16 protein-coding genes are annotated in these 19,962 nt (G+C 46.2%); 5 read left to right on the plus strand and 11 right to left on the minus strand.

Annotation, left to right across the window (positions count from 1 at the left end):
* Positions 1-132 precede the first annotated feature (132 nt).
* Positions 133-1,758, plus strand: a complete 1,626-nt coding sequence (locus J7E78_RS22885) for a helix-turn-helix domain-containing protein (RefSeq protein ID WP_215078321.1) — start codon at positions 133-135, stop codon at positions 1,756-1,758.
* A 129-nt stretch (positions 1,759-1,887) separates the two neighbouring features.
* Here J7E78_RS22885 and J7E78_RS22890 read toward each other — a convergent pair whose 3' ends face one another.
* Entirely contained in the window at positions 1,888-2,463 is a 576-nt protein-coding gene (locus J7E78_RS22890; protein WP_215078322.1) for a GbsR/MarR family transcriptional regulator, read from the minus strand.
* 499 nt (positions 2,464-2,962) lie between these two features.
* On the opposite strand from J7E78_RS22890, the gene J7E78_RS22895 reads away from it, so the two are divergent.
* On the plus strand, positions 2,963-4,192 hold the full coding sequence (locus J7E78_RS22895) for a quaternary amine ABC transporter ATP-binding protein (RefSeq protein WP_215078323.1): 1,230 nt from the start codon (positions 2,963-2,965) through the stop codon (positions 4,190-4,192).
* A complete protein-coding gene (locus tag J7E78_RS22900; protein WP_215078324.1) occupies positions 4,158-7,574 on the plus strand; it encodes a glycine betaine ABC transporter substrate-binding protein in 3,417 nt (1,138 codons plus the stop codon). Before J7E78_RS22895 ends, J7E78_RS22900 begins: the two co-directional genes overlap by 35 nt.
* 186 nt (positions 7,575-7,760) lie before the next feature.
* On the opposite strand, the gene J7E78_RS22905 is transcribed toward J7E78_RS22900, so the two are convergent.
* The 6 genes from J7E78_RS22905 to rhaD all read right to left on the minus strand — a co-directional run bounded on the left by J7E78_RS22905 (position 7,761) and on the right by rhaD (position 15,222).
* Positions 7,761-7,973 (minus strand): immunity 17 family protein, encoded by a 213-nt coding sequence (locus J7E78_RS22905; RefSeq protein WP_215078325.1) that lies wholly within the window; start codon positions 7,971-7,973, stop codon positions 7,761-7,763.
* Between the two features lie 428 nt (positions 7,974-8,401).
* On the minus strand, positions 8,402-9,775 hold the full coding sequence (locus tag J7E78_RS22910) for an ABC transporter substrate-binding protein (RefSeq protein WP_215078326.1): 1,374 nt from the start codon (positions 9,773-9,775) through the stop codon (positions 8,402-8,404).
* 380 nt (positions 9,776-10,155) lie between these two features.
* Positions 10,156-10,977, minus strand: coding sequence for a carbohydrate ABC transporter permease (locus J7E78_RS22915; protein ID WP_036669010.1), 822 nt, complete (start codon positions 10,975-10,977; stop codon positions 10,156-10,158).
* Positions 10,974-11,936 (minus strand): carbohydrate ABC transporter permease, encoded by a 963-nt coding sequence (locus J7E78_RS22920; protein ID WP_215078327.1) that lies wholly within the window; start codon positions 11,934-11,936, stop codon positions 10,974-10,976. Before J7E78_RS22920 ends, J7E78_RS22915 begins: the two co-directional genes overlap by 4 nt.
* Positions 11,937-12,279: 343 nt before the next feature.
* The gene (locus tag J7E78_RS22925; RefSeq protein WP_215078328.1) at positions 12,280-14,097 is read right to left on the minus strand and encodes an APC family permease; all 1,818 of its coding nucleotides are present in this window, start codon (positions 14,095-14,097) and stop codon (positions 12,280-12,282) included.
* Between the two features lie 279 nt (positions 14,098-14,376).
* Positions 14,377-15,222, minus strand: coding sequence for a rhamnulose-1-phosphate aldolase (gene rhaD / locus J7E78_RS22930; RefSeq protein WP_215078329.1), 846 nt, complete (start codon positions 15,220-15,222; stop codon positions 14,377-14,379).
* Between the two features lie 388 nt (positions 15,223-15,610).
* Here rhaD and J7E78_RS22935 point away from each other — a divergent pair, with 388 nt between their 5' ends.
* Together J7E78_RS22935 and J7E78_RS29510 are read left to right on the plus strand one after the other, a co-directional pair.
* Positions 15,611-15,961 carry a hypothetical protein gene (locus tag J7E78_RS22935; protein ID WP_215078330.1) on the plus strand — a complete coding sequence of 117 codons (351 nt, stop codon included), beginning with the start codon at positions 15,611-15,613 and terminating at the stop codon, positions 15,959-15,961.
* A gap of 16 nt (positions 15,962-15,977) precedes the next feature.
* Positions 15,978-17,222, plus strand: a complete 1,245-nt coding sequence (locus J7E78_RS29510) for a hypothetical protein (RefSeq protein WP_251035207.1) — start codon at positions 15,978-15,980, stop codon at positions 17,220-17,222.
* A gap of 31 nt (positions 17,223-17,253) precedes the next feature.
* Here J7E78_RS29510 and J7E78_RS22945 read toward each other — a convergent pair whose 3' ends face one another.
* The 4 genes from J7E78_RS22945 to J7E78_RS22960 form a co-directional block, all read right to left on the minus strand.
* Complete coding sequence (locus J7E78_RS22945; RefSeq protein WP_215078331.1) at positions 17,254-17,781, minus strand: GNAT family N-acetyltransferase; 528 nt, start codon at positions 17,779-17,781, stop codon at positions 17,254-17,256.
* A 239-nt stretch (positions 17,782-18,020) separates the two neighbouring features.
* Entirely contained in the window at positions 18,021-18,308 is a 288-nt protein-coding gene (locus tag J7E78_RS22950; protein WP_215078332.1) for a hypothetical protein, read from the minus strand.
* A gap of 190 nt (positions 18,309-18,498) precedes the next feature.
* Positions 18,499-18,987: a DinB family protein gene (locus tag J7E78_RS22955; RefSeq protein WP_091033740.1), complete on the minus strand. Its 489-nt coding sequence runs from the start codon at positions 18,985-18,987 to the stop codon at positions 18,499-18,501.
* 27 nt (positions 18,988-19,014) lie between these two features.
* Positions 19,015-19,950 carry a helix-turn-helix domain-containing protein gene (locus J7E78_RS22960; protein ID WP_215078333.1) on the minus strand — a complete coding sequence of 312 codons (936 nt, stop codon included), beginning with the start codon at positions 19,948-19,950 and terminating at the stop codon, positions 19,015-19,017.
* Between the last annotated feature and the right edge of the window lie 12 nt (positions 19,951-19,962).

A 19,962-nucleotide genomic window follows, 5' to 3' on the forward strand; every position in this document is an offset into this window, starting at 1 on the left:
CTATGAGGGGAGCATATCATAACGGCTCTTGGTAGTCCTATTTTGATTGTCGAAAACTATTTTTCAAAAACATCTTCCATATGAGAATGATAATTGTTATCATTAAGAAAATAAGACAAAAGGATGGTCCGTATGACTGAACAGTTTCCCTTCATTGCTGAAACCTCATCTCTACCGCTCCTCTCCTCCATGTGCCGTGTGCGTCGTGGGGAGAATTTCCGTGTGCAAGGCAAGATGGTATCACGGCCCATGCTCTGTCTTATTTTGCAAGGAGACGGTGTTCTGGTCCTGAATGATACAGTCTATACGGCGCAAGCGGGCAGCTTGTTTGTACTGAAGCCAGGTACAACCATTGAGGCCGCTGCACGCTCGAATGTGACCGAATGTATATTGCTAAGCATGGATACGGTTCGTTTGCAGCAAGTGCGCGGTGAATGGAAAATGACCTCTTCACCCGCCTTCCCGCTGGATTGGCAGACAGGCAGGTTGCTGGTTCGTCATGAGCAGCAGGCTGTATTACGTTTGGAACAGCTGTATGAAACCTATCGCGGTCTTCAACCGGATCACTTTATTAGCATACATAGCCAGCTGCATGAACTATTGCAATTTCTCTCAGAGAACCGGCTGGAAGCCAATCATGAGAAAGTGGATCCTGCCTTGGAACGCAGTATTATGTATATGCGACGTTACATGAGTGAAGGAATCAGCATGGATCAACTTGCCAAGATTGCTGGACTCACACCCAGCTCCTATTCTCGCAGTTTCAAGAAAGCCAAGGGCATGTCACCGACCGATTATCTGAATCGTTTACGTATAAACGAAGCCAAAAAACAGCTGACAGCGGAAACGTGTAACATCAAAGCCGTTGCGATATCTGTCGGCTATGGCAATGAGTATTATTTTAGCCGCAAATTCAAACAAACCTTGGGGATTGCTCCCAGCGTATATATGAAAAGAGACCAACTTCGCGTAGCTACGGCATCCATCATGGGATTCCATGAGAACCTGGCTTCGCTTGGACTGCATCCGATAGCTGTGCTGGAAGGAGTTCTTGACCGAGAATCGGATGAATATGAACAGGAACGCCGATTAACGAGACAATTAGATCAACTACGGCAGGCGAAGCCAGACTTGATCATCGGCGACGTTTACCACAAGCCCTATTACGATCGCCTGAAAAGTATTGCACCCACCATCATATTGGAGTCCACTGATGACTGGAAAGAGAACCATATTCGCATAGCAGAACTGGTCGGACGTGAGAAGCAGGCACTACTGAATTTCAAAGAACTTGAGTTTCGCAAGCTTGAAGCAAGCCTGAACCTACAACCCTATTTCGAACAACGACGTATTGCTCTGATGTACATTACGAACCAGTTCATACACTTGCAGGGATCTGGCGAGCACCCATTAAATCACTTGTTGTATGCTGAATTGGGACTCCAGCCTGCTCAGCTTGTATCTCCCGAAAGTTCCAGAAATGAGTATGTTGCGGATAGTATCCCCGCGCTGGACACGGACTACCTGTTTATTCATCGTGCTACGCTTCAGCCTGCCAGTGAAAAGGTATTCCGACGCATGAAACAAACGGCATCCTGGAATCGTTCTCCTGCCGTGTTGCATGGTAACATTCACGATATTTCGAATTGGCAACGGTTATGCTGGACCCCCTCTGGCCAATTACAGATTCTGAATGAACTGGAACAGATTACTCAGCAATCTGTGGTCTTTCCTCATGCAAGTCTCATCGGACAATAAATGATAATATTAGCTCGAACACGATGTAAGTGTTATCTCTTCCATCGTGTTCCTTCATTATTACTCCAATAAGATATTGCACAAGCCAAAGGGCCCTCTCCTGTAACGGAAGGGGCCCTTTGCATCTAATTATGAATGTTCCTTGATCTCTTCCTTCGGAACCAGCTTGTATATCTCTTCATTTTCCATGGTATCAATCAACCGATCCAACCATTTGTAGTATGCTTCCGCTTGCAAAACCTTATGTTTGTCTTCCAACAGAATGTGGATCAGTTCAGCATCTGCCTGTTCATCCAGATTTTCAACTAATCGATTCAGTTCTTCAATCGATTTGCGTAGAACCTGGAGGTTACTCTCCACCGCTTTTTTCCATTTGATAGCAAAATAATCTGTAAACGTCTGATGCCAGTCATATTCCACTTCATATAGGTCTTTTCGGGAGCCCTTGCTCCACACTTTATTCACCATTTTCAAATCCAGCAGTGTTCGTACACCTGTACTCATACTCGTTTTGCTCATTTCCATTTCCCGTCCCATATCGTCAAGGGTCATTGGTTTGTCTGCAAAAAATAGCAATCCATACAAGTGTCCCGTAGACAGCGTAACGCCGTAAAGATCCATATTACGTCCAATGGCTTCAATAACACGCTTACGAATCTTCAGCACGGTTGCCTGCTGTTCCTCTTGTAAATGGTCCAAGCCCATGCTTGCAACCTCCATTCTGAACATTCCACAGTCTTGGCAAAATATTTGCAACACTTTAAAAGTCCTGCTTACATGGGAAAGCATCCGGCCGGACATCCTATATGCCAGAGGGTTTCTTTCACCCAATGTATGAAAATGGGAACTTTACCAGGCTACAATTGCCTATGACTATCTCTTAACCAAATAATTCAGCTTCAATTCAACTCATTTTCTATTGTAGGAAAAGCAATGTCAAATGTAAAGGTGCCTTATTAGCCAGAATAAGGAGGATGACAGAGTATTTGGACGAAAAACTTTGTACAGTTTTTACTGTACAAACATTATGTACTGTTTATTCGGTTGATATACTGGTTAAGTATTGTTAGAATTAAAAACGTTACCCAGAAAGACGGGAAGCGAAGCAACAATTACCGGATTTCGTGGCTGGGCGCATAAGTGTATGGGCTTGTGGATGCTGTAAGCCGTTCGAAGTGCACAACACATCAGAAGGGGTGAAAACATGACCATACTTGAAGTGAAAAACGTAAGTAAATTGTTCGGCCCCCAAACCGAGCAAGGTCTGCAATTACTGGAGCAAGGTTGGGGTAAAGAAAAGTTGGCCAAAGAAAAACAGATAACGGTTGGTGTCAACCGGGTCAGCATGGAAATTCAGGAAGGTGAAATTTTCGTTATTATGGGGCTGTCCGGAAGTGGTAAATCCACACTGGTTCGCATGTTCAATCGCCTGATTGAACCAACATCCGGAGAAATTCTGGTCCATGGTAAGGATCTACGCAAGATGAACAAAGAACAATTGCGCGAAGTGCGCCGGAAAACGATTAGTATGGTATTCCAGAAGTTTGCGTTATTCCCGCACCGTACCGTTCTTGATAATGTGGAGTATGGATTGGAAATACAGAAAGTAGACAAGGAAGTGCGCCGCGAGAAGGCGACAACCTCTCTTGAGCTGGTCGGCCTTAAAGGTTGGGAAGACAAGATGCCAGATGAACTCAGTGGCGGGATGCAGCAGCGTGTTGGCTTGGCCCGTGCCCTTGCCAATGATCCGGAAATACTGCTAATGGATGAAGCCTTTAGTGCACTTGACCCATTAATCCGTCGTGATATGCAGGATGAGTTGATTGAGCTTCAGGATAAAATGAAAAAGACCATTATTTTCATTACCCATGACTTGGACGAAGCGCTGCGCATCGGTGATCGTATTGCCCTTATGAAAGACGGCGCAGTTGTGCAGATTGGTACACCGGAAGAAATCATGATTCAACCGGCCAACTCTTACGTGGCCCGCTTCGTCGAAGATGTGGACTTGTCCAAGGTCCTCACTGCCGCTCATGTCATGCGTCGCCCTGAAACAATCACGCTTGACCGCGGACCTCGCGTTGCCCTCGAATTAATGCGCGAAAGTGGCGTTTCCAACCTGTTTGTCATTGACCGTTCGAAGAAGCTGCTTGGTGTCATTACAGCAGAAGACGCTTCTCGTGCGATGCGTGAAAACAAAGTATTAAAAGACATTCTGATCACGGACGGGCCTACTGTGTCGCCTGAGACCCTGATTCATGAATTGTTCGAAATTGTAAGTTCAGCCCATGTGCCTCTCGCTGTTGTTGGTGAGAATGGCCGTCTGCAAGGTGTTATCGTCCGCGGTGCCCTGCTGGGTGCACTTAGCGGTGAAGTTGCAGTAAAGGAGGAACTTGTGAATGATTCCCAAAATACCACTAGCGTCGTGGATTGAATCCATCGTTGACTGGATGAGCTCCTCGCTCTCCGGATTGTTTAATGTAATTTCCACCGTTATTCAAACGGTTGTCGGATATTTCTCCGGGCTGTTTATGTTGCCCCATCCGCTCCTGTTCATTGCGATATTAGGTGTTCTTGCGTTTATCGTAGGTCGACTCCCACTCACACTATTTACAGTTATCGGGTTCTTGCTCGTTGATAACTTGGGCTACTGGTCCCAATCTATGGACACACTCGGCCTGGTTATCACTTCAGGATTGGTATCCATCTTGCTTGGTGTACCTGTCGGAATCTGGCTCGCATACAGTAAAACTGCGGCGCGTATCATTACTCCGCTGCTTGACTTCATGCAGACGATGCCTGCATTTGTCTATTTGCTGCCTGCGGTTACGTTCTTTAGCCTTGGTGTTGTTCCAGGTGTTATCGCATCCGTCATTTTTGCGATTCCGCCAACGATTCGTCTGACCCACCTCGGTATCAAGCAGGTGTCTGGTGAATTGGTCGAAGCAGCTGATGCGTTCGGCTCAACGTCTATGCAAAAGTTGTTCAAAGTACAACTTCCACTCGCTTTGCCTACTGTGATGTCCGGTATTAACCAGACCATCATGCTCTCACTGTCCATGGTTGTTATTGCATCCATGATCGGTGCTCAAGGTATTGGTGCGGAAGTATATCGTGCGGTAACACAGCTACAGATTGGTAAAGGTTTCGAAGCGGGTCTCGCTGTCGTCGTACTCGCGATTGTGCTTGACCGTTTTACACAAAATCTGTTTATGCCAGGTCGCAAAAGAACCTCACGGATCACGAAAAAGCAAAAAGCATGGATTACTGCTGCGGCAACGTTGCTTGTACTCATAGCTGGTTTCTCTCAGTATTTCGTTGGGGGAAACACTTCTGCCGGTGGCACCAATGCACCAGCCAATGCTGTAGGTGAAGAGGTTAACTATCAGATTATTGGTATCGATGCAGGTGCCGGTATCATGAAATCCACAGCCAAAGCGATCGATGATTACAATCTGTCCGACTGGACCCTCATTGAAGGTTCAGGCGCAGCCATGACTGCCACACTGGACAAAGCGATCAAAGCTGAGGAACCGATCATTATTACGGGTTGGACTCCGCACTGGATGTTCAACAAATATGATCTGAAATATCTGGAAGATCCAAAGAAATCTTTCGGTGATGCGGAAGAAATTCATACCATCGTTCGTAAAGGATTAAAAGAAGATCATCCTGTTGCTTATGAATTCCTGTCTCGTTTCCAATGGACTTCTGATGAAATGGGTGAAATGATGACTGCCATCCAGGAGGGTACATCTCCGGAAGAAGCAGCCAAAACTTATGCCGAGAAACATGCCGATCAGATTGATGAGTGGACCAAAGGTCTGACTCCGGTGAACGGCGACGACTTTAAAATTAGCTATGTGGCTTGGGATTCCGAAATCGCAAGTACCAATTTGCTGAAATATGTACTGGAAAACAAACTGGGTTATAAAGTGAATGCTCTCCAAGTTGAAGCCGGACCGATGTGGACGGGTGTTGCCTCAGGCGACGTAGATGCCTCTCCAGCCGCTTGGTTGCCACTGACACACGCTGACTATTGGGATAAGTACAAGGACCAGATCGACGATCTGGGGGCCAATATGACGGGTGTACGTACAGGTCTCGTGGTTCCTAGTTACATGACTGAAGTGAATTCGATTGAAGATCTGGAAACAGGTTCCGCTTCTTCCGCTCCAGCGGCAAGTGCCAATGTGGGAGAAGAGGTTAATTACCAAATCGTTGGTATTGACCCGGGTGCAGGTCTCATGAAGGCCACGGCAAACGCCATTAAGCATTATGAATTGTCGAACTGGAATCTGATTGAAGGCTCCGGAGCAGCAATGACTGCATCGCTGGACAAAGCCTATAAAAATCAGGAGCCAATCATCGTTACAGGCTGGACTCCCCACTGGATGTTCAATCAGTATGATCTGAAGTATTTGGACGATCCCGACTTAATTTTTGGCGATGCAGAGGAAGTTCACACCGTTGGACGTAAGGGAATCAAGGAAGATCTTCCCGTTGCTTATGAATTCTTCTCTCGCTTTAATTGGACTGCGGATCAAATGAGTGAGATTATGACTGACATTCAAAAGGGCGTTTCGCCTGAAGAAGCAGCCAAGACTTATGCAGAAAAACATCCGGACCAAATTGAAGAATGGACCAAAGGGTTAACCCCTGTTAGTGGTGACAATCTTCGTCTTGGTTATGTGGCATGGGACTCTGAAATTGCAAGTACGAACCTGATGAAGTATGTGCTTGAGACGGAACTGGGTTATTCCGTCAAAGCCCTACAAGTTGAAGCCGGTCCCATGTGGGCAGGCTTGGCAGCAGGTGATATCGATGCTTCTCCAGCCGTTTGGCTCCCGCTTACACATGGGGATTATTGGGAGACGTACGGAGACCAGATTGTTGATATAGCTGTCAGTATGACTGGAGTCAAACAAGGACTGGTTGTTCCGACTTATATGGATATCAACTCCGTTGAAGATTTAAAGGATAATGCAAATGTTTCCTCTGCGCCATCAGCTACCGCTAATGTAGGTGCAGAAGTTGATCACCAGATTATCGGTATCGATCCGGGTGCCGGTATTATGAAATCGACAGCGAGTGCAATTGAAAAATATGGTTTGTCTAACTGGAAACTGATTGAAGGTTCAGGAGCTGCCATGACAGCTACGCTCGACAAAGCTTATAAGAATGAAGAGCCGATTATCATTACGGGCTGGACTCCCCACTGGATGTTCAATCAGTATGATCTGAAATATCTTGAAGATCCCGACAAGGTTTATGGTGACGCGGAAGAAATTCACACCATTGCCCGTAAAGGTCTGAAAGCCGATCATCCGGTTGCTCATGAATTCCTGTCCCGCTTCCAATGGACCTCGGATGATATGGGCGAAATGATGATTGCGATTCAAGGGGGAACTTCTCCAGAACAAGCGGCCCAGGACTATGCCGAGAAACATACCGATCAAATCGATGAATGGACCAAAGATCTGACTCCGGTGAACGGTGATACATTCCGTTTGGGTTATGTGGCCTGGGATTCCGAAATTGCCAGCACGAACCTGCTGAAATATGTGATGGAGACCAAGCTCGGTTACAAAGTAACCGCATTACAAGTTGAGGCTGGTCCTATGTGGACTGGTGTAGCATCAGGTGATGTGGATGCTTCTCCAGCTGCCTGGTTACCTCTCACACATGCAGACTACTGGGATAAATACAAGGATCAAATCGATGACCTGGGTGCGAATATGACTGGTGTTAAAACCGGACTCGTAGTACCTGAATATATGGATGTTAAATCCATTCAAGATTTAAAAGATAATTAAACCAGATTGCGTTGTATAACCCTGAATTTAGTAAAAAGACCACCGAAATTAAATTTCGGTGGTCTTTTCTTTTAGCTATGATCTTTCAGCCAAGCTAATTGATATTCAATCTTGGTCATACGACCTATCTTAAGCGTTCATATTGTATGTAGATGATACTTGGTAAGTTTAATTATTTCCCGATAACTATCCGATCAGCAGAAGTAATACACCAATGACAATCATGACAACACCCAAGATGCCATATACCACTCTTGCACCCTGCCGTCCAATGGTCTTCACAAAAATTCCTGCTCTAAAACTCCTCATGAACCAGTCCCAGTTGTTGATACCACCGAGTAAACTAAAAATTCCTGCCGCTATGGCAATTAATGCGATTAAAACGGGTTGATCTTGCATGTCCTCAACACTCCTTCAATGTAATCCTGTCCACTATACCTTCACCTGGTGAAAATTAACAGGCATTAATTAGTAAAAAACAGCTTGCAGATGGAAGTCTGCAAGCTGTTCTAGGGAGTTAAACATATTGTATTCATCTGCCTATAGAGAACTAATTTCTACAATACCCGCTAATTTATGTTAATTAAATATCTTTTGCTCCGACATACAATCCCTCACCCTTTTAAGCCATACTTTTGTAACTTGGCCTGGGATCTGACATAACCTGATAACATTCATCATGTTATCAGCGTTGCATTCATTTGTTCAAACAGGTTGTACATTAAGATAAATCCGTCAAAGGTCTCAGAGGATATCATAGAATTACAACAATGCGACGATCATTAATGAGCACCGCATCTGTTTTTAAACCAAAGCGTTGCCCGCAATTACTTCTTCACCGTACTGTTATACTGCGCAATCTTGTCTGTAATTTGTTTGGCTGCTGCATCCAATGCTTCCTGTGGTGTACCTTGTCCATTCAGTACCGTTTCAATCGCTGTTTCGACAAGTTGTCGAGCTTCAGGGAATACGCCCATTAACGCCCCGGATGTTGCTGTCGAATCTGCGGAAGCGTGCAATTGGTCGACTGCTGTCTGGAATTGCGGGTACTTCGCCATATTATCCTTTAATACTTGCTCATCGTAAGCTGCTGTCGTAATTGGGAAGTATCCTGTCGCAACACTCCAGTTCGCTTGTACCTCAGGTGTAGCCAAGTACTTAATGAACTCCCATGCCGCTTGCTGTTGTGCTTCTGATTTGTTGTTCATGATGTACAAGCTCGCTCCACCAACCACGACGCCGCCTTCTTTGGCATCCGCCGGACGAGGCAGGAAGCCTGTTCCCAGTTCAAACTTTCCGCCTGATCCTTCTACGATTTTACGCAGGCCAGCCGTGGAATCAAGGGTCATACCGATCTGCTGTGCGGTAAATGCAGCTGTTGTATCATCTGTGCTGCGTCCCAGATTGGAGAGGGTTTTCTCGTCGATCATCTTTTTCCACCACGTTAATGTCTTCACTCCTGCTTCCGAGTTCAACAGAGACTCTGTAGCTGCTTCGGTTCTTCCGTTTCCATTGTTTACATAATCTGCATTCTGGTTTGCAAAGAACTGTTCCATAAACCAGCCGTAGATCGCCATGGATGCACCTGGCTTACCGTCTTTCGCCAGTGCTTTCGCTGCTTGCTCAAACTCTTCATACGTCTTCGGCGGGTTCTCCGGGTCCAGACCTGCTGCTTTGAACATATCCTTGTTGTAGTAGAGGATCGGGTTGGATGTGTTAAACGGCATCGCGTTCAACTTACCATCGATGGTGTAGTATCGGATGATGTTTGGCTCCAGTTGGGACAGGTCGAACTGATCCTTGTCGATGAACTGTTGTACTGGTGTAATCATGCCCGAATCGATCATGAACTTGCTACCGATCTCGTAGACCTGGATAATGTCAGGACCGCTGTCTGATCCCATGGATGCTTTGAGTTTGTTCAGACTTTCATCGTATTTCCCCTGATAGATGGGTTTCACCTGAATGTCGGGATGGCTAGCGTTAAAGTCGGAAGCGAGCTGGTTAATTGCCTTCTCCCCTGCGCCAGACATGGAATGCCACCAAGTCAATTGTGTTGTCTCAGCTGCGGCCGCTTCTGCTGGGGTTCCACTTGCCGGGCTGCTTGTTTCAGCTTTTGTTCCGCAAGCGGAGATGACCAACATCAGGGCAGCCAGCATTAATGCAAATGTTCCTCTTTTTTTCAAACGAAATCCGTTCATAATCGCTCTCCTTTTATATGACTCGCGTACAATAAAATCTTGGGGATGACGCGGTGTGGCCGTTACGGTTACGAATCGTTCTTTTGATCGCTGTTATCCCCGGATTTTTTCATTCTCCCTTTCAAAGGGGAAAATCCGGGGATAAAGGCGAACGCTTCGCTTCTTCAGAATCGATTTCGTCCCCTCCACTACTACCGTCGTTCATTTCAACATCTTATTTGAAACACGAGCCTCATTTTATTCGCTTCTGGTATCTAAAACCGTAGACCTTGTACGAAGATACAAGGTTTAATGCAAAACCTCTAAATTAAAATCTTTAGATCAAAACCTTCAGAGCTTCCACATCAATTTCAATTTAATAGTTGCAAAACATTCATTGCCTATCCCTTCAGCGCGCCTGCGGCCATTCCGCGGACAAGCTGTTTCAACCCGAAAATCAATAACAGTAAGGATGGGAGAATAACCATTGCTGTTCCGGCAAATACCAGATTCCACGCGGTGGATTCCTGGAACTCCAGCATCGAGATCCCGATCTGCGCGGTTCTCATTTCCGGTGTGTTTGTCACCAGCAGCGGCCAGAGATACGAATTGTACATACTTAAAAATGAATAGATTGCCAATGTACCAAGTGCCGGACGGGACAAAGGCAAAACGTGCGATATGAAATAGCGAATATGACCACAACCGTCGATCCTCGCCGCCTCGAACAATTCCTTGGGCAGCTGCATGAAGAACTGTCTTAGCAGGAATGTACCAAACGCTGTTGCCAGAAACGGCACGGTAAGCCCCTGGTAACTATCCAGCCAGCCCCAACTGCGAACTGTCAGATAATTTGGGATCATGGTTACTTCCCATGGAATCATCATCGTTGCGACAAACATGCTGAAGATGACGTTTTTGCCTTTGAACTGCATTTTTGCAAAAGCATAGGCTGCCATACTCGCTGTAATCAATTGACCAAGCGTTGTCAGTCCTGCAACAAGAAAGGTATTGCCGATAAATCGGCCGATCGGAACGATATCAAATACTTCGCTAAAGTTGGACAGATCGATGGAATTCGGAATGATATGCGGCGGATAAGCACTCGCATCTTCCGGCGTCATCACGGCCATGAAAAAGGTGTACATCACCGGATACAGCACAAGCGCTGCACAGATCGTCAGTAATACATACAACAGCGTTTTGGTCCATGTGGCACTCATTGGTAATGCACTTTCCTTTCTACCCATTTGAACTGGATCAGGGTCAGCAGCATAATCACCACGAACAGGATCAGTGCTTGTGCACTACCTGTACCAAAGCGAAAATTAACGAAGGCTTCCTGATAGATGGAATAGACAAACACATTTGTACTGTCCATCGGGCCACCCCGGGTTAAAATGTTGATCTGACCAAACGATTGAAAAGCACCAATGATCGATACGACCGTAACAAAGAATAATGTTGGTGACAGTAGAGGCATCGAGATTTTGCGAAAAGTAAGTACTGGTCCTGCGCCGTCAATCTTGGCACTCTCATAGATCTCATCCGGGATGCCCGCTAGACCACTGGATAGAATAATGTAGTTAAATCCAAGATTCATCCAGATCGTCATGATGGAGATGGAGATCAATGCCCAATCCGGGCTGGTAAGCCAGGGAATTGGATCAATACCTACTTTGCCAAGCAGATAATTCAGCATGCCCAGGGTCGGATGGAATAGAAACTTCCAGATGACCGCTGACGAACCGACGGATAACACCACGGGCAGAGAGAATACAAATTGGAAAACACGCATTCCCTTGAACCGGTTGTGGGTCAGTGCTGCCAGAATCAGAGCAGCCAGCATGCCCGTAGGCACTGTGAACAGAACAAATAGTAATGTCACTTTCATCCCTTGCATAAACAGCCCTGACTGGAAGACCGCCTTGAAGTTATCCAGTCCTACATAAGCCGCAATCTGTCCCGTCGGATCTGTGGAATGCAGACTGAGATACACGGACTTAAACATCGGGTAAAACAGAAACACTGCAAACAAAAGCAGCGATGGTGCCAGGAAACCATAGGCCAGCATATTCTCCCGCATTCGCTGCACACGCAGCGAGGCTGTCCGGCGCTCACTCGTACCGGATACGCGCCGTTTGGCGGCGGGCAAGCTGATCCGGTTATCAAGCTCACTCATCGGATTTTCTTCCCCCTTGTTTCACGCATTCAGTGTGTGTGAAATGTTCCATCAACTTCAGCACCACGTTATCTAGTGTAAGAGTCGAATGTCACAGCAAAATTCATTCTGAATCAACGTAACGTTAATCATGGACAAGGGAGTTTACTCAAATGTGCATCCATTCGAAAGCGGTATCCAGACCGGATCTCACGACAAAAAACCGCAAGAACTCCCCTTTTTGGAGATATCCCTGCGGTTCGATGTGTAAATGGAATATGAACGTTTGCCTATTAAAAAACGTGACTCATTTTACAATAATCTGTAAATCTTCTAAACGAGGTGAAGCGATTAACCGTTCGAGTTAACGATTAAGATGATATGGCACCGTGGTGACAATCACGTCTTTGTAATTGATCAGATAGGCCCGAATCATGAAGCTGGTCTGGTTGTGCAGTACATTTTGCCACCAGTGCTTGGTGATGAATTGCGGAATCAATACGGTGATGTGATCAGTCTCGGCCGTTTTCCACTCTACGGTATCAATGAATTTCTTGAGCGGCCCCATAATGCTGCGGTATCTCGATTTGATCACAACCAGACGAACGCCTGGATTCCACTCTTCCCACTTCTGCTCCATCTTGCGTATGGCCTCATCATCGAATCCAATGTACAGCGCGACCACGTGATCCGACATCGTCTGGGCGTAACTGATCGTGTTCATAACGACCCGGGTAATGCCTGCAACAGGAATGACTATCGTATTGCCTTTTTGCGCTGGCTTATCGACCTGAATATCAATCCGCAGCTCATCGGCAATGTTGCAATAGTGACGGTGAATACGCATGAACACATAGACAACGAGTGGCAAAAAGATAAAGATGACCCATGTCTGCGTGAACTTGGTGAAAATAAAGATCAGCGTAATCGATAACGTAGTCAGCATCCCAACTGTATTGACCAGCAACTTCATCTGCCAGCCAGACGGCTTGACTTTGATCCAGCGAATCATCATACCGAGCTGTGACAGAGTAAATGGAATGAACACCCCTACCGCATAGAGCGGAATCAGACTTTCCGTATTCCCTTTGAACCCGACCACCAGCAGCGCAGACATCACACTGAGAAAAATGATCCCGTTCGAGAAGCCAAGCCGGTCTCCTCTGACCATAAATGCATGCGGCATGTATTTGTCCTTTGCCATCATGAAGGATAACAGCGGAAAAGCCGAATAAGCTGTGTTGGCTGCCAGGAACAAGATTAGTGCCGTTACAGCCTGGATGATAAAATACATCGTGCCCCTGCCAAACGTTGCTTCAGCAATCTGGGAAATGACTGTTGCTTTGGGATCAGGCTTCACTCCGTACCCATAAGCCAGTAAGGTAATGCCGATGAACATGGCTCCCAATATACAACCCATGAGCAGTAATGTACCTGCGGCATTTTTCTCGGCAGGCTGCTTGAAATTCGGGATTGCGTTACTTACCGCCTCTACCCCGGTCAGAGCCGAACAGCCTGAACTGAACGCCTTCAGCAGCAGAAACATACTCACATGGGATAGACTTGTTCCGAATTCAGGTGCAGCTGCTTCCATCCCCCCGGCAAGAAATTTGATTCCGCCCGAGATAATCAGAATCGCAATTGAAAAGATAAACAGATAGATAGGGATCGCCAGCACGGAAGCCGATTCCGTCACTCCCCGCAAATTCATAATCGTTAGAAATACAATCATAATGAGTGCAATCACAACACTGTAATCATGCAGCATAGGAAAAGCCGACGTAATCGCATCCGTGCCTGCGGACGAACTTACCGCAACAGTCAGAATATAATCGACCAGCAGAGATCCCCCGGCAATCAGACTGGATGTTGTACCCAGGTTATCCTTGGCTACGATATAAGCGCCGCCCCCTGTTGGATAAGCAAATATCGTCTGGCGATAGGAAAAAATTAAAATGACGAGTAATCCCAGCACGGCGATGGAAATCGGAACGGAGTACCACAGGGCGGCGAATCCGGCCGCAACGAGCACCAGCAAAATCTGTTCCGTACCGTAGGCAACGGACGATAGGGCATCCGAGGACAGGATGGCGAGCGCCTTCCATTTCCCCAATTTTTCTCCATCCAGTTCAGCCGATTTCATGGGCTTGCCTATTAAGATTCTCTTCATTTTGCCAAGCATGATCATAACTTCCTTCCGTCTCTCATCTGTGAAGCATTGTTATTATGCAAAATCGCAGAGCCATTGACAATACGTCATTTCACCCGGAATTCGCCAGCACGTGATAATGCATTCTACGATTCAATAATCGTTAACAAAGCCATTCTTGTTCAGCAATTTGAACTTTTTTGAACCAAAACGACGATTGTTCGTCAAAAAAAAGGAAATGGCCTTTGGTTCAATGAACCAAAGACCACTTCCTTAATCTATGCGTTAACTGTAATGCAATTACAACATTCCTTAACTGCCCAGAATACCGGGACGAGGGGTAACGCCAAACGCTTGCGCCAGTGTGGTCAGCTGCTCATCCGTAATTCTCTGCCGGATCTCTTGACCGGCAACCAGCATATACACTTGGGCTGCCTTCTCAATGGTTTCAATCAGACCAAATGCCTCGTCAATCGTTGTGCCCGTTCCGAATATGCCATGCTGCGGCCAGATGACCGCGTGGTATTCTTTCATTTTCTCAGCCGTTTCGCGGCCAATCTCGTTCGATCCAGGAATCATCCATGGAATAATGCCAATTCCATCCGGGAATACAACCACACACTCCGTGCACATCTGCCAGAGGGTCTTCGTGAATTTTGCCTCATCCAATTCGTGGATAAACGTCATAGCCAATACATGAGTAGCGTGATTGTGCATAACAACCCGGTGGTTAGGGTCCAATTTCAGACGTTCAATATGGCTCATGAAATGCGTAGGCAACTCACTTGTTGGATTCGCCCCCGACTTCAATCCCCAGAGCACTTCCAGCTCCTGTCCATCTTGCGATACACGCAGCAATCCCAGATTACTCTCGGGATCAGCGAGTACATTTTTGAAATATTTGCCCGATGCGGTCACGATAAAATACTTGCCTGCCAGCTCCTGCACCGAAAAAGCCGGTTTGATCTTGCGAATCACATGATGGATATCGATATATTGGGCAACTTCCTCTTCCTCCAGCAGATAACTGACATTACCACCATTACGCTCATCCCAGCCATTTTTCCACATATGTTGTGTAATCTCAGCCATCTCACGGACAAATGGAATCTCGAAACCCGCAGCCTGCGTTGTATCATTCGTAAGGGTCACGTTCATGGTCAATCTCTCCTTATATTGAAAGTCATATGGCTTGCCACGCACATAGTAAGTTCCTTATTTCACATTCATTATACCTTTGCTTATCTTCGATAGTCAATAACAAACACAGAAATAAACTTTTATTTATTTTTGTTTAGTTTTGTTTATTTGAAAATCAAACAAAAAAATACCCCGCCGGCGCCCGGCAGGGTCAGTCACACATCTATTTAACACGAGAAGGGGTTTACAAGAGTTATCATACCTCCGCTACCTTAATAGAAGCTGAAAGCGAAATAAAAAAAGCATGAAAACATATATCTCTCTGTCCAAACGCTTTCGTCAATTCTAACATATGCTATTCTAGCTTTTCTCAGGAAAAGAAATTCATAAAAAAGGAGATGAACCTATGGCAGTCCTTTCGACAGGCCCGATCGAGAACAACCTCTCCGGTGGCAGCAGGCCTACACAACAAGTCACCATCAAAATGGTCAACACCGATTCCATCAATACGTCCAATGTACTCATTGAAGGTTATTTCCTGAATGGAACGAGGACCTTATACGTTCTTCAATCCGTTGATCTGAACCCCGGGCAAGTCTTCTCTCAAACCTACTATGCCAATTTGGATGGATACGAATATGTATTCACAACGAGTGGAGACGCAGCTGCATTAACTGAAGTTTCAGTGTGGGGCAAGGACAGCACCGGGCAAATCGTCACAGCACATCGCATTGTTTCAAATGAACTAGCTCTATAAAAGGGGGAAAACAAAGATGGCCACAATCTCATCCGGACCCATTGAGAACAATCTGGTAGCTGGGTCAAGACTTACCCAATCGGTTACCGTCAAAATTGATAACGAAGATCCAGTCAACGCCTCAACTGTTCTTATCGAAGGATATGCGCTGAACGGAACGCGGACCTTGTATGTACTGGAATCCATCTCGCTTGCTCCTAATGAAGTCTTCACCAAAAGTTATTTTGCAAACTTGGATGGCTTCGAATTTATTTTCACTACCAGCGGCTTGGCGGAGAGCTTAACCGACATTTCCATGTGGGGCAAAAATGCCACAGGACAATTGGTCGCTGCCCATCGCCTGGTAACTTCTGAATTGCTGGGTGCTGAAGGTGGTACTCCCGACTTCGAGTGGGGACAGACCATCTACTGGGCGGACTCAAGCGCTCCAGGACCGGGAACGGGATCACCTTTTGATCCATTTAACTCCCTGCAGGCTGCTATTGACGCAGCCACGAATAGCCCACTTGCGGTTACTTTTGGCATGAGAGCCCGTTTGATTATTCTAATCGCTGGCAACTCATCCTTCAATGAAGACATTGTCATCCCACCTGCAAGGCATGTGCAGCTTCTCGGCATCGGGCCATGGCAGCTCGGTAACTCCGATCTGGCCAACTTCGCTTCTTCCATTCCCCGCAACGTCACGATCCAGACGAGCCAGGCTGCAGAAGATGTCTATCTGGTTCAAGGACCTGCATTTGATGCTCGTCCTGTTACAGTAATTGGTACACTCAATAATGGCACATCCGTCAGTACACACACCAACTACACGGACGGCGCCATTATAAGTGGTAACGTGACTTTTCAGAATGTAGCTGTCGGTGACCCGTTTACAACCATCGAATTCCAATTACTCAATGCGAGAGTCGTTGGAAATATTGTACAATCCGGTCATATGGGTAATCTGAACACGTACCTGTATCACAGTCGAATCAACACGATGGTTCATACTGGATTGAATATTCAGCGGATGGTAGATAGTACTTCGGACAGCACGATTAACGTAAGAGGTTACTCTCACATTACCAACTCGACAATTAATGGCGACGTGACTGTTACACTCGCGCTTAGCGATGTCCCGCCCACTGGCATATTTAGTAGTCAGTTTGCTACGATCACCTGGACAGGACCTTTAACTTTGGATGCCGCCTCCAACTATTATTTTGTTAACAGCGGATCTACGCTCGTCGGAGCCAAAACAATATTGTTCAGTCTGGCTTAATACACAATCCCTGTCCTTCATTGGATGGGGATTATGTTTTTTCCCGTAATGAATAGGATGGATGCATCTTTCCTGTCGGTTCATCGCGTTCATCACCTGTATACTCGAATCCCAGCTTGATCAAGATGTGACGTGACACTTTATTATCCGGGTGATGTCCGGCAAACAGCGCCTTCACGTTCATTTTGTCAAAGGCATAACCAATCACTGCCAGCGCTGCTTCCTGGGCATATCCTTTGCCCCAGTGATCCCTGGTTAGATAAAATCCCAGTTCATAGCTCTCCTCTTCTGGAGAATACGGACGCAGGCCACAGCAACCGACAAACACCTCCGACTCTTTCTCAAAGAGCGGCCAATATTGCACACCCGCTTCCTTCTGCCTTTGAATCTCCTGTGTTAATCGCGCCTCTACTTCATCCTCGCTCAGAAATCCCTTGCTGGTAATCCACTTGGTAACCTCATGATCGTCCCACAACGCAAACGCCAAAGCAAGATCCCCTTCGTTCCAAATCGCACATTCCAGTCTTTCCGTTTCTAATAAGATTGTTCTGTTCATCATCGACTAACCTCCTGTATGCCAACACCAATCTGCGTGCCGCCTATACCTTAAATTAATCGAATGACCACTAAAGTAAACAAACCTGTATAAAGGCGCTGTTAAAGTTTTAAAAGCATCGAATACAGATGTAACCGTAGACTAGCCACTTAATTAATATAAATCTATGTATATCCATAAAAAAAGAAGACCCCCGCCGACAAGATGTCCGACAGAGGCCATTCCATTCCAGTCCACATCAATTACAAATCTGCTACGGCGAATTGAATTGTTCCGGCAGCTGCGCCTCCAAGGTTTGCTAACAAGGCAAACACCAGAACTCCACCTGCAGAAATGGTAAGACTGCTGTTTACAGGAACAACGTAAGTGACTACTGGTGCATTAACACGTGTGATCACGAGAGATACTGGAAAAGGTCCAACGTTGTTCACTGTAGCGCTGGCATTTGTGCCTCCAGCCAAGTTTTCGTAGTAGGACTTGCCTACTCCGGCAGGAAGGTTGTAGTTTTGTATCGGTAAAAGGATGGCCATTTGATATCACCTCCTTTTTGCTTTGATACGGTATTCTATGCTTGAGATCTATTAAAGCAACGGTGAATTACCAGCGTCATAATGTACAATTTTGATAGACTTCATAGATTGATAGACAACTGTACACAAAAAAGCCCCACCGGACCATCCGGTGGAGCCAACTAAACTTACTTTCATATTACAGGTTTAATTACGCATACAGCATGAAAAAGTTCAGTTCATGGCCCTGCTGCTTGAGATAGTTATACAGCTGCGAACGGTGATGGAACACATGCGTTACCGTTTCAATCTGCCATTGAACCTGCAAGTGACCATGTTCCATATAAAAAGCTTTCGTTGAACGATTCAAAAAGTCATCTTCGCTCAATCCCGTGATATAGGCTTTGTAGGATTCGAAATTACTCCATAATGTTGCTTCAAGCTTCTCGATATCCTCAATCCCCGACAGGCTATTCTCTACCAGCCCAACCTCAGCTTCACCTTTTTCCTGCATAATGGCAAGATCAGATGCGGTAATCTGGATAAAATGATGCACTAGCTCCACCAATGAACGCATATTCTCCTGTGGACGATACGACCAATCCTCCGAACGGATCAAGCGAATTAACGAAGCCCCCGTCCGTACGCCTGTTTCCAATTCATTTAACAAGTGATCCCGAATCTGTAATGTTCCATTCATATATGATGTCTCCCTTATCTTTTATTCTCACGACTTCAGTATAACCGAAGGTGCTACAGATCTATTGTACAAATCGGACAACATCCTGCCATGCTCCCTGGCTGCCGTCAACGGAGTCTCTCCATAAAACTTGCGAAATTGCCGAATCAGATGGGCTTGGTCAAAAAATCCATGATTCTGGGCAAGCATTGCCCAGTCTGCCGTGTTCCCTTGATGAATATCACTCAGCACACGATGAAAACGAACCACCTCACTGAATCGCTTGGGGCTGATTCCGACCCACTCCGAGAATTTTCGATGCAGCTGCCGCTCACTGATCACTTCACGCATCGCCAGCTCTTGGACACTCATACGTCCCCCATCTATAAAGATGCGGTGCAGCACGTTTTTCATCACATTGTTCTCCGATGTGCTTGCCTGCACGCGCAACGGACTCAAGTACGCATTCATAACCTCTACTCGCTCTGCAAAATAATTCGTTTCGGCCATCCGTTCCTGAAGCTCATTCAGCTTATCCGGCCAACATTCCTGAAGGGGAATTCTCTTATCCGTAAACCACTCCAGAGGCATACCATGGAAGACATGCGCTCCACCCGGAAAGAATCGGACACCAAAGGTGTAGTCTCCAGCAGACGAACCATCATCGGATGGCTCAGGTACAGCGAATGGCTGTGTATAATTGCCACAGTAAGCATAGGAGTACTCTGAACAGACTGGGTCGTATGTAATCAGCATGTCCGTGCAACCATCTGGCAATACCCGGGCAGGCACAGTCGTCACCGATGGCTCTCGATCTTCTCCCGAAGCAACATCTGCATGTGTGTTCGGAAGAGATCCTGATTCCCAATAACAGGCCACATAAGCCATCAGACCGGTAGCAGGTATTTTCTCAACATAATAACTGTTAGGGTACGTTCCATTCATTTGAATAGGTTTAAACAACGGGTGCAAGCTGTGATCCACAATTCCATCCTC

This window comes from Paenibacillus polymyxa (assembly GCF_018614975.1).
GTDB classification, from domain to species: Bacteria; Bacillota; Bacilli; order Paenibacillales; family Paenibacillaceae; genus Paenibacillus; species Paenibacillus polymyxa_E.

What these genes read in the sequence shown, in the direction of transcription:
- J7E78_RS22885 (WP_215078321.1), top strand. Translation starts at nt 133, where the DNA reads ATGACTGAACAGTTTCCCTTCATTGCTGAAACCTCATCTCTACCGCTC.
- J7E78_RS22890 (WP_215078322.1), bottom strand. Translation starts at nt 2,463, where the DNA reads ATGGGCTTGGACCATTTACAAGAGGAACAGCAGGCAACCGTGCTGAAG.
- J7E78_RS22895 (WP_215078323.1), top strand. Translation starts at nt 2,963, where the DNA reads ATGACCATACTTGAAGTGAAAAACGTAAGTAAATTGTTCGGCCCCCAA.
- J7E78_RS22900 (WP_215078324.1), top strand. Translation starts at nt 4,158, where the DNA reads ATGATTCCCAAAATACCACTAGCGTCGTGGATTGAATCCATCGTTGAC.
- J7E78_RS22905 (WP_215078325.1), bottom strand. Translation starts at nt 7,973, where the DNA reads ATGCAAGATCAACCCGTTTTAATCGCATTAATTGCCATAGCGGCAGGA.
- J7E78_RS22910 (WP_215078326.1), bottom strand. Translation starts at nt 9,775, where the DNA reads ATGAACGGATTTCGTTTGAAAAAAAGAGGAACATTTGCATTAATGCTG.
- J7E78_RS22915 (WP_036669010.1), bottom strand. Translation starts at nt 10,977, where the DNA reads ATGAGTGCCACATGGACCAAAACGCTGTTGTATGTATTACTGACGATC.
- J7E78_RS22920 (WP_215078327.1), bottom strand. Translation starts at nt 11,936, where the DNA reads ATGAGTGAGCTTGATAACCGGATCAGCTTGCCCGCCGCCAAACGGCGC.
- J7E78_RS22925 (WP_215078328.1), bottom strand. Translation starts at nt 14,097, where the DNA reads ATGCTTGGCAAAATGAAGAGAATCTTAATAGGCAAGCCCATGAAATCG.
- rhaD (WP_215078329.1), bottom strand. Translation starts at nt 15,222, where the DNA reads ATGAACGTGACCCTTACGAATGATACAACGCAGGCTGCGGGTTTCGAG.
- J7E78_RS22935 (WP_215078330.1), top strand. Translation starts at nt 15,611, where the DNA reads ATGGCAGTCCTTTCGACAGGCCCGATCGAGAACAACCTCTCCGGTGGC.
- J7E78_RS29510 (WP_251035207.1), top strand. Translation starts at nt 15,978, where the DNA reads ATGGCCACAATCTCATCCGGACCCATTGAGAACAATCTGGTAGCTGGG.
- J7E78_RS22945 (WP_215078331.1), bottom strand. Translation starts at nt 17,781, where the DNA reads ATGATGAACAGAACAATCTTATTAGAAACGGAAAGACTGGAATGTGCG.
- J7E78_RS22950 (WP_215078332.1), bottom strand. Translation starts at nt 18,308, where the DNA reads ATGGCCATCCTTTTACCGATACAAAACTACAACCTTCCTGCCGGAGTA.
- J7E78_RS22955 (WP_091033740.1), bottom strand. Translation starts at nt 18,987, where the DNA reads ATGAATGGAACATTACAGATTCGGGATCACTTGTTAAATGAATTGGAA.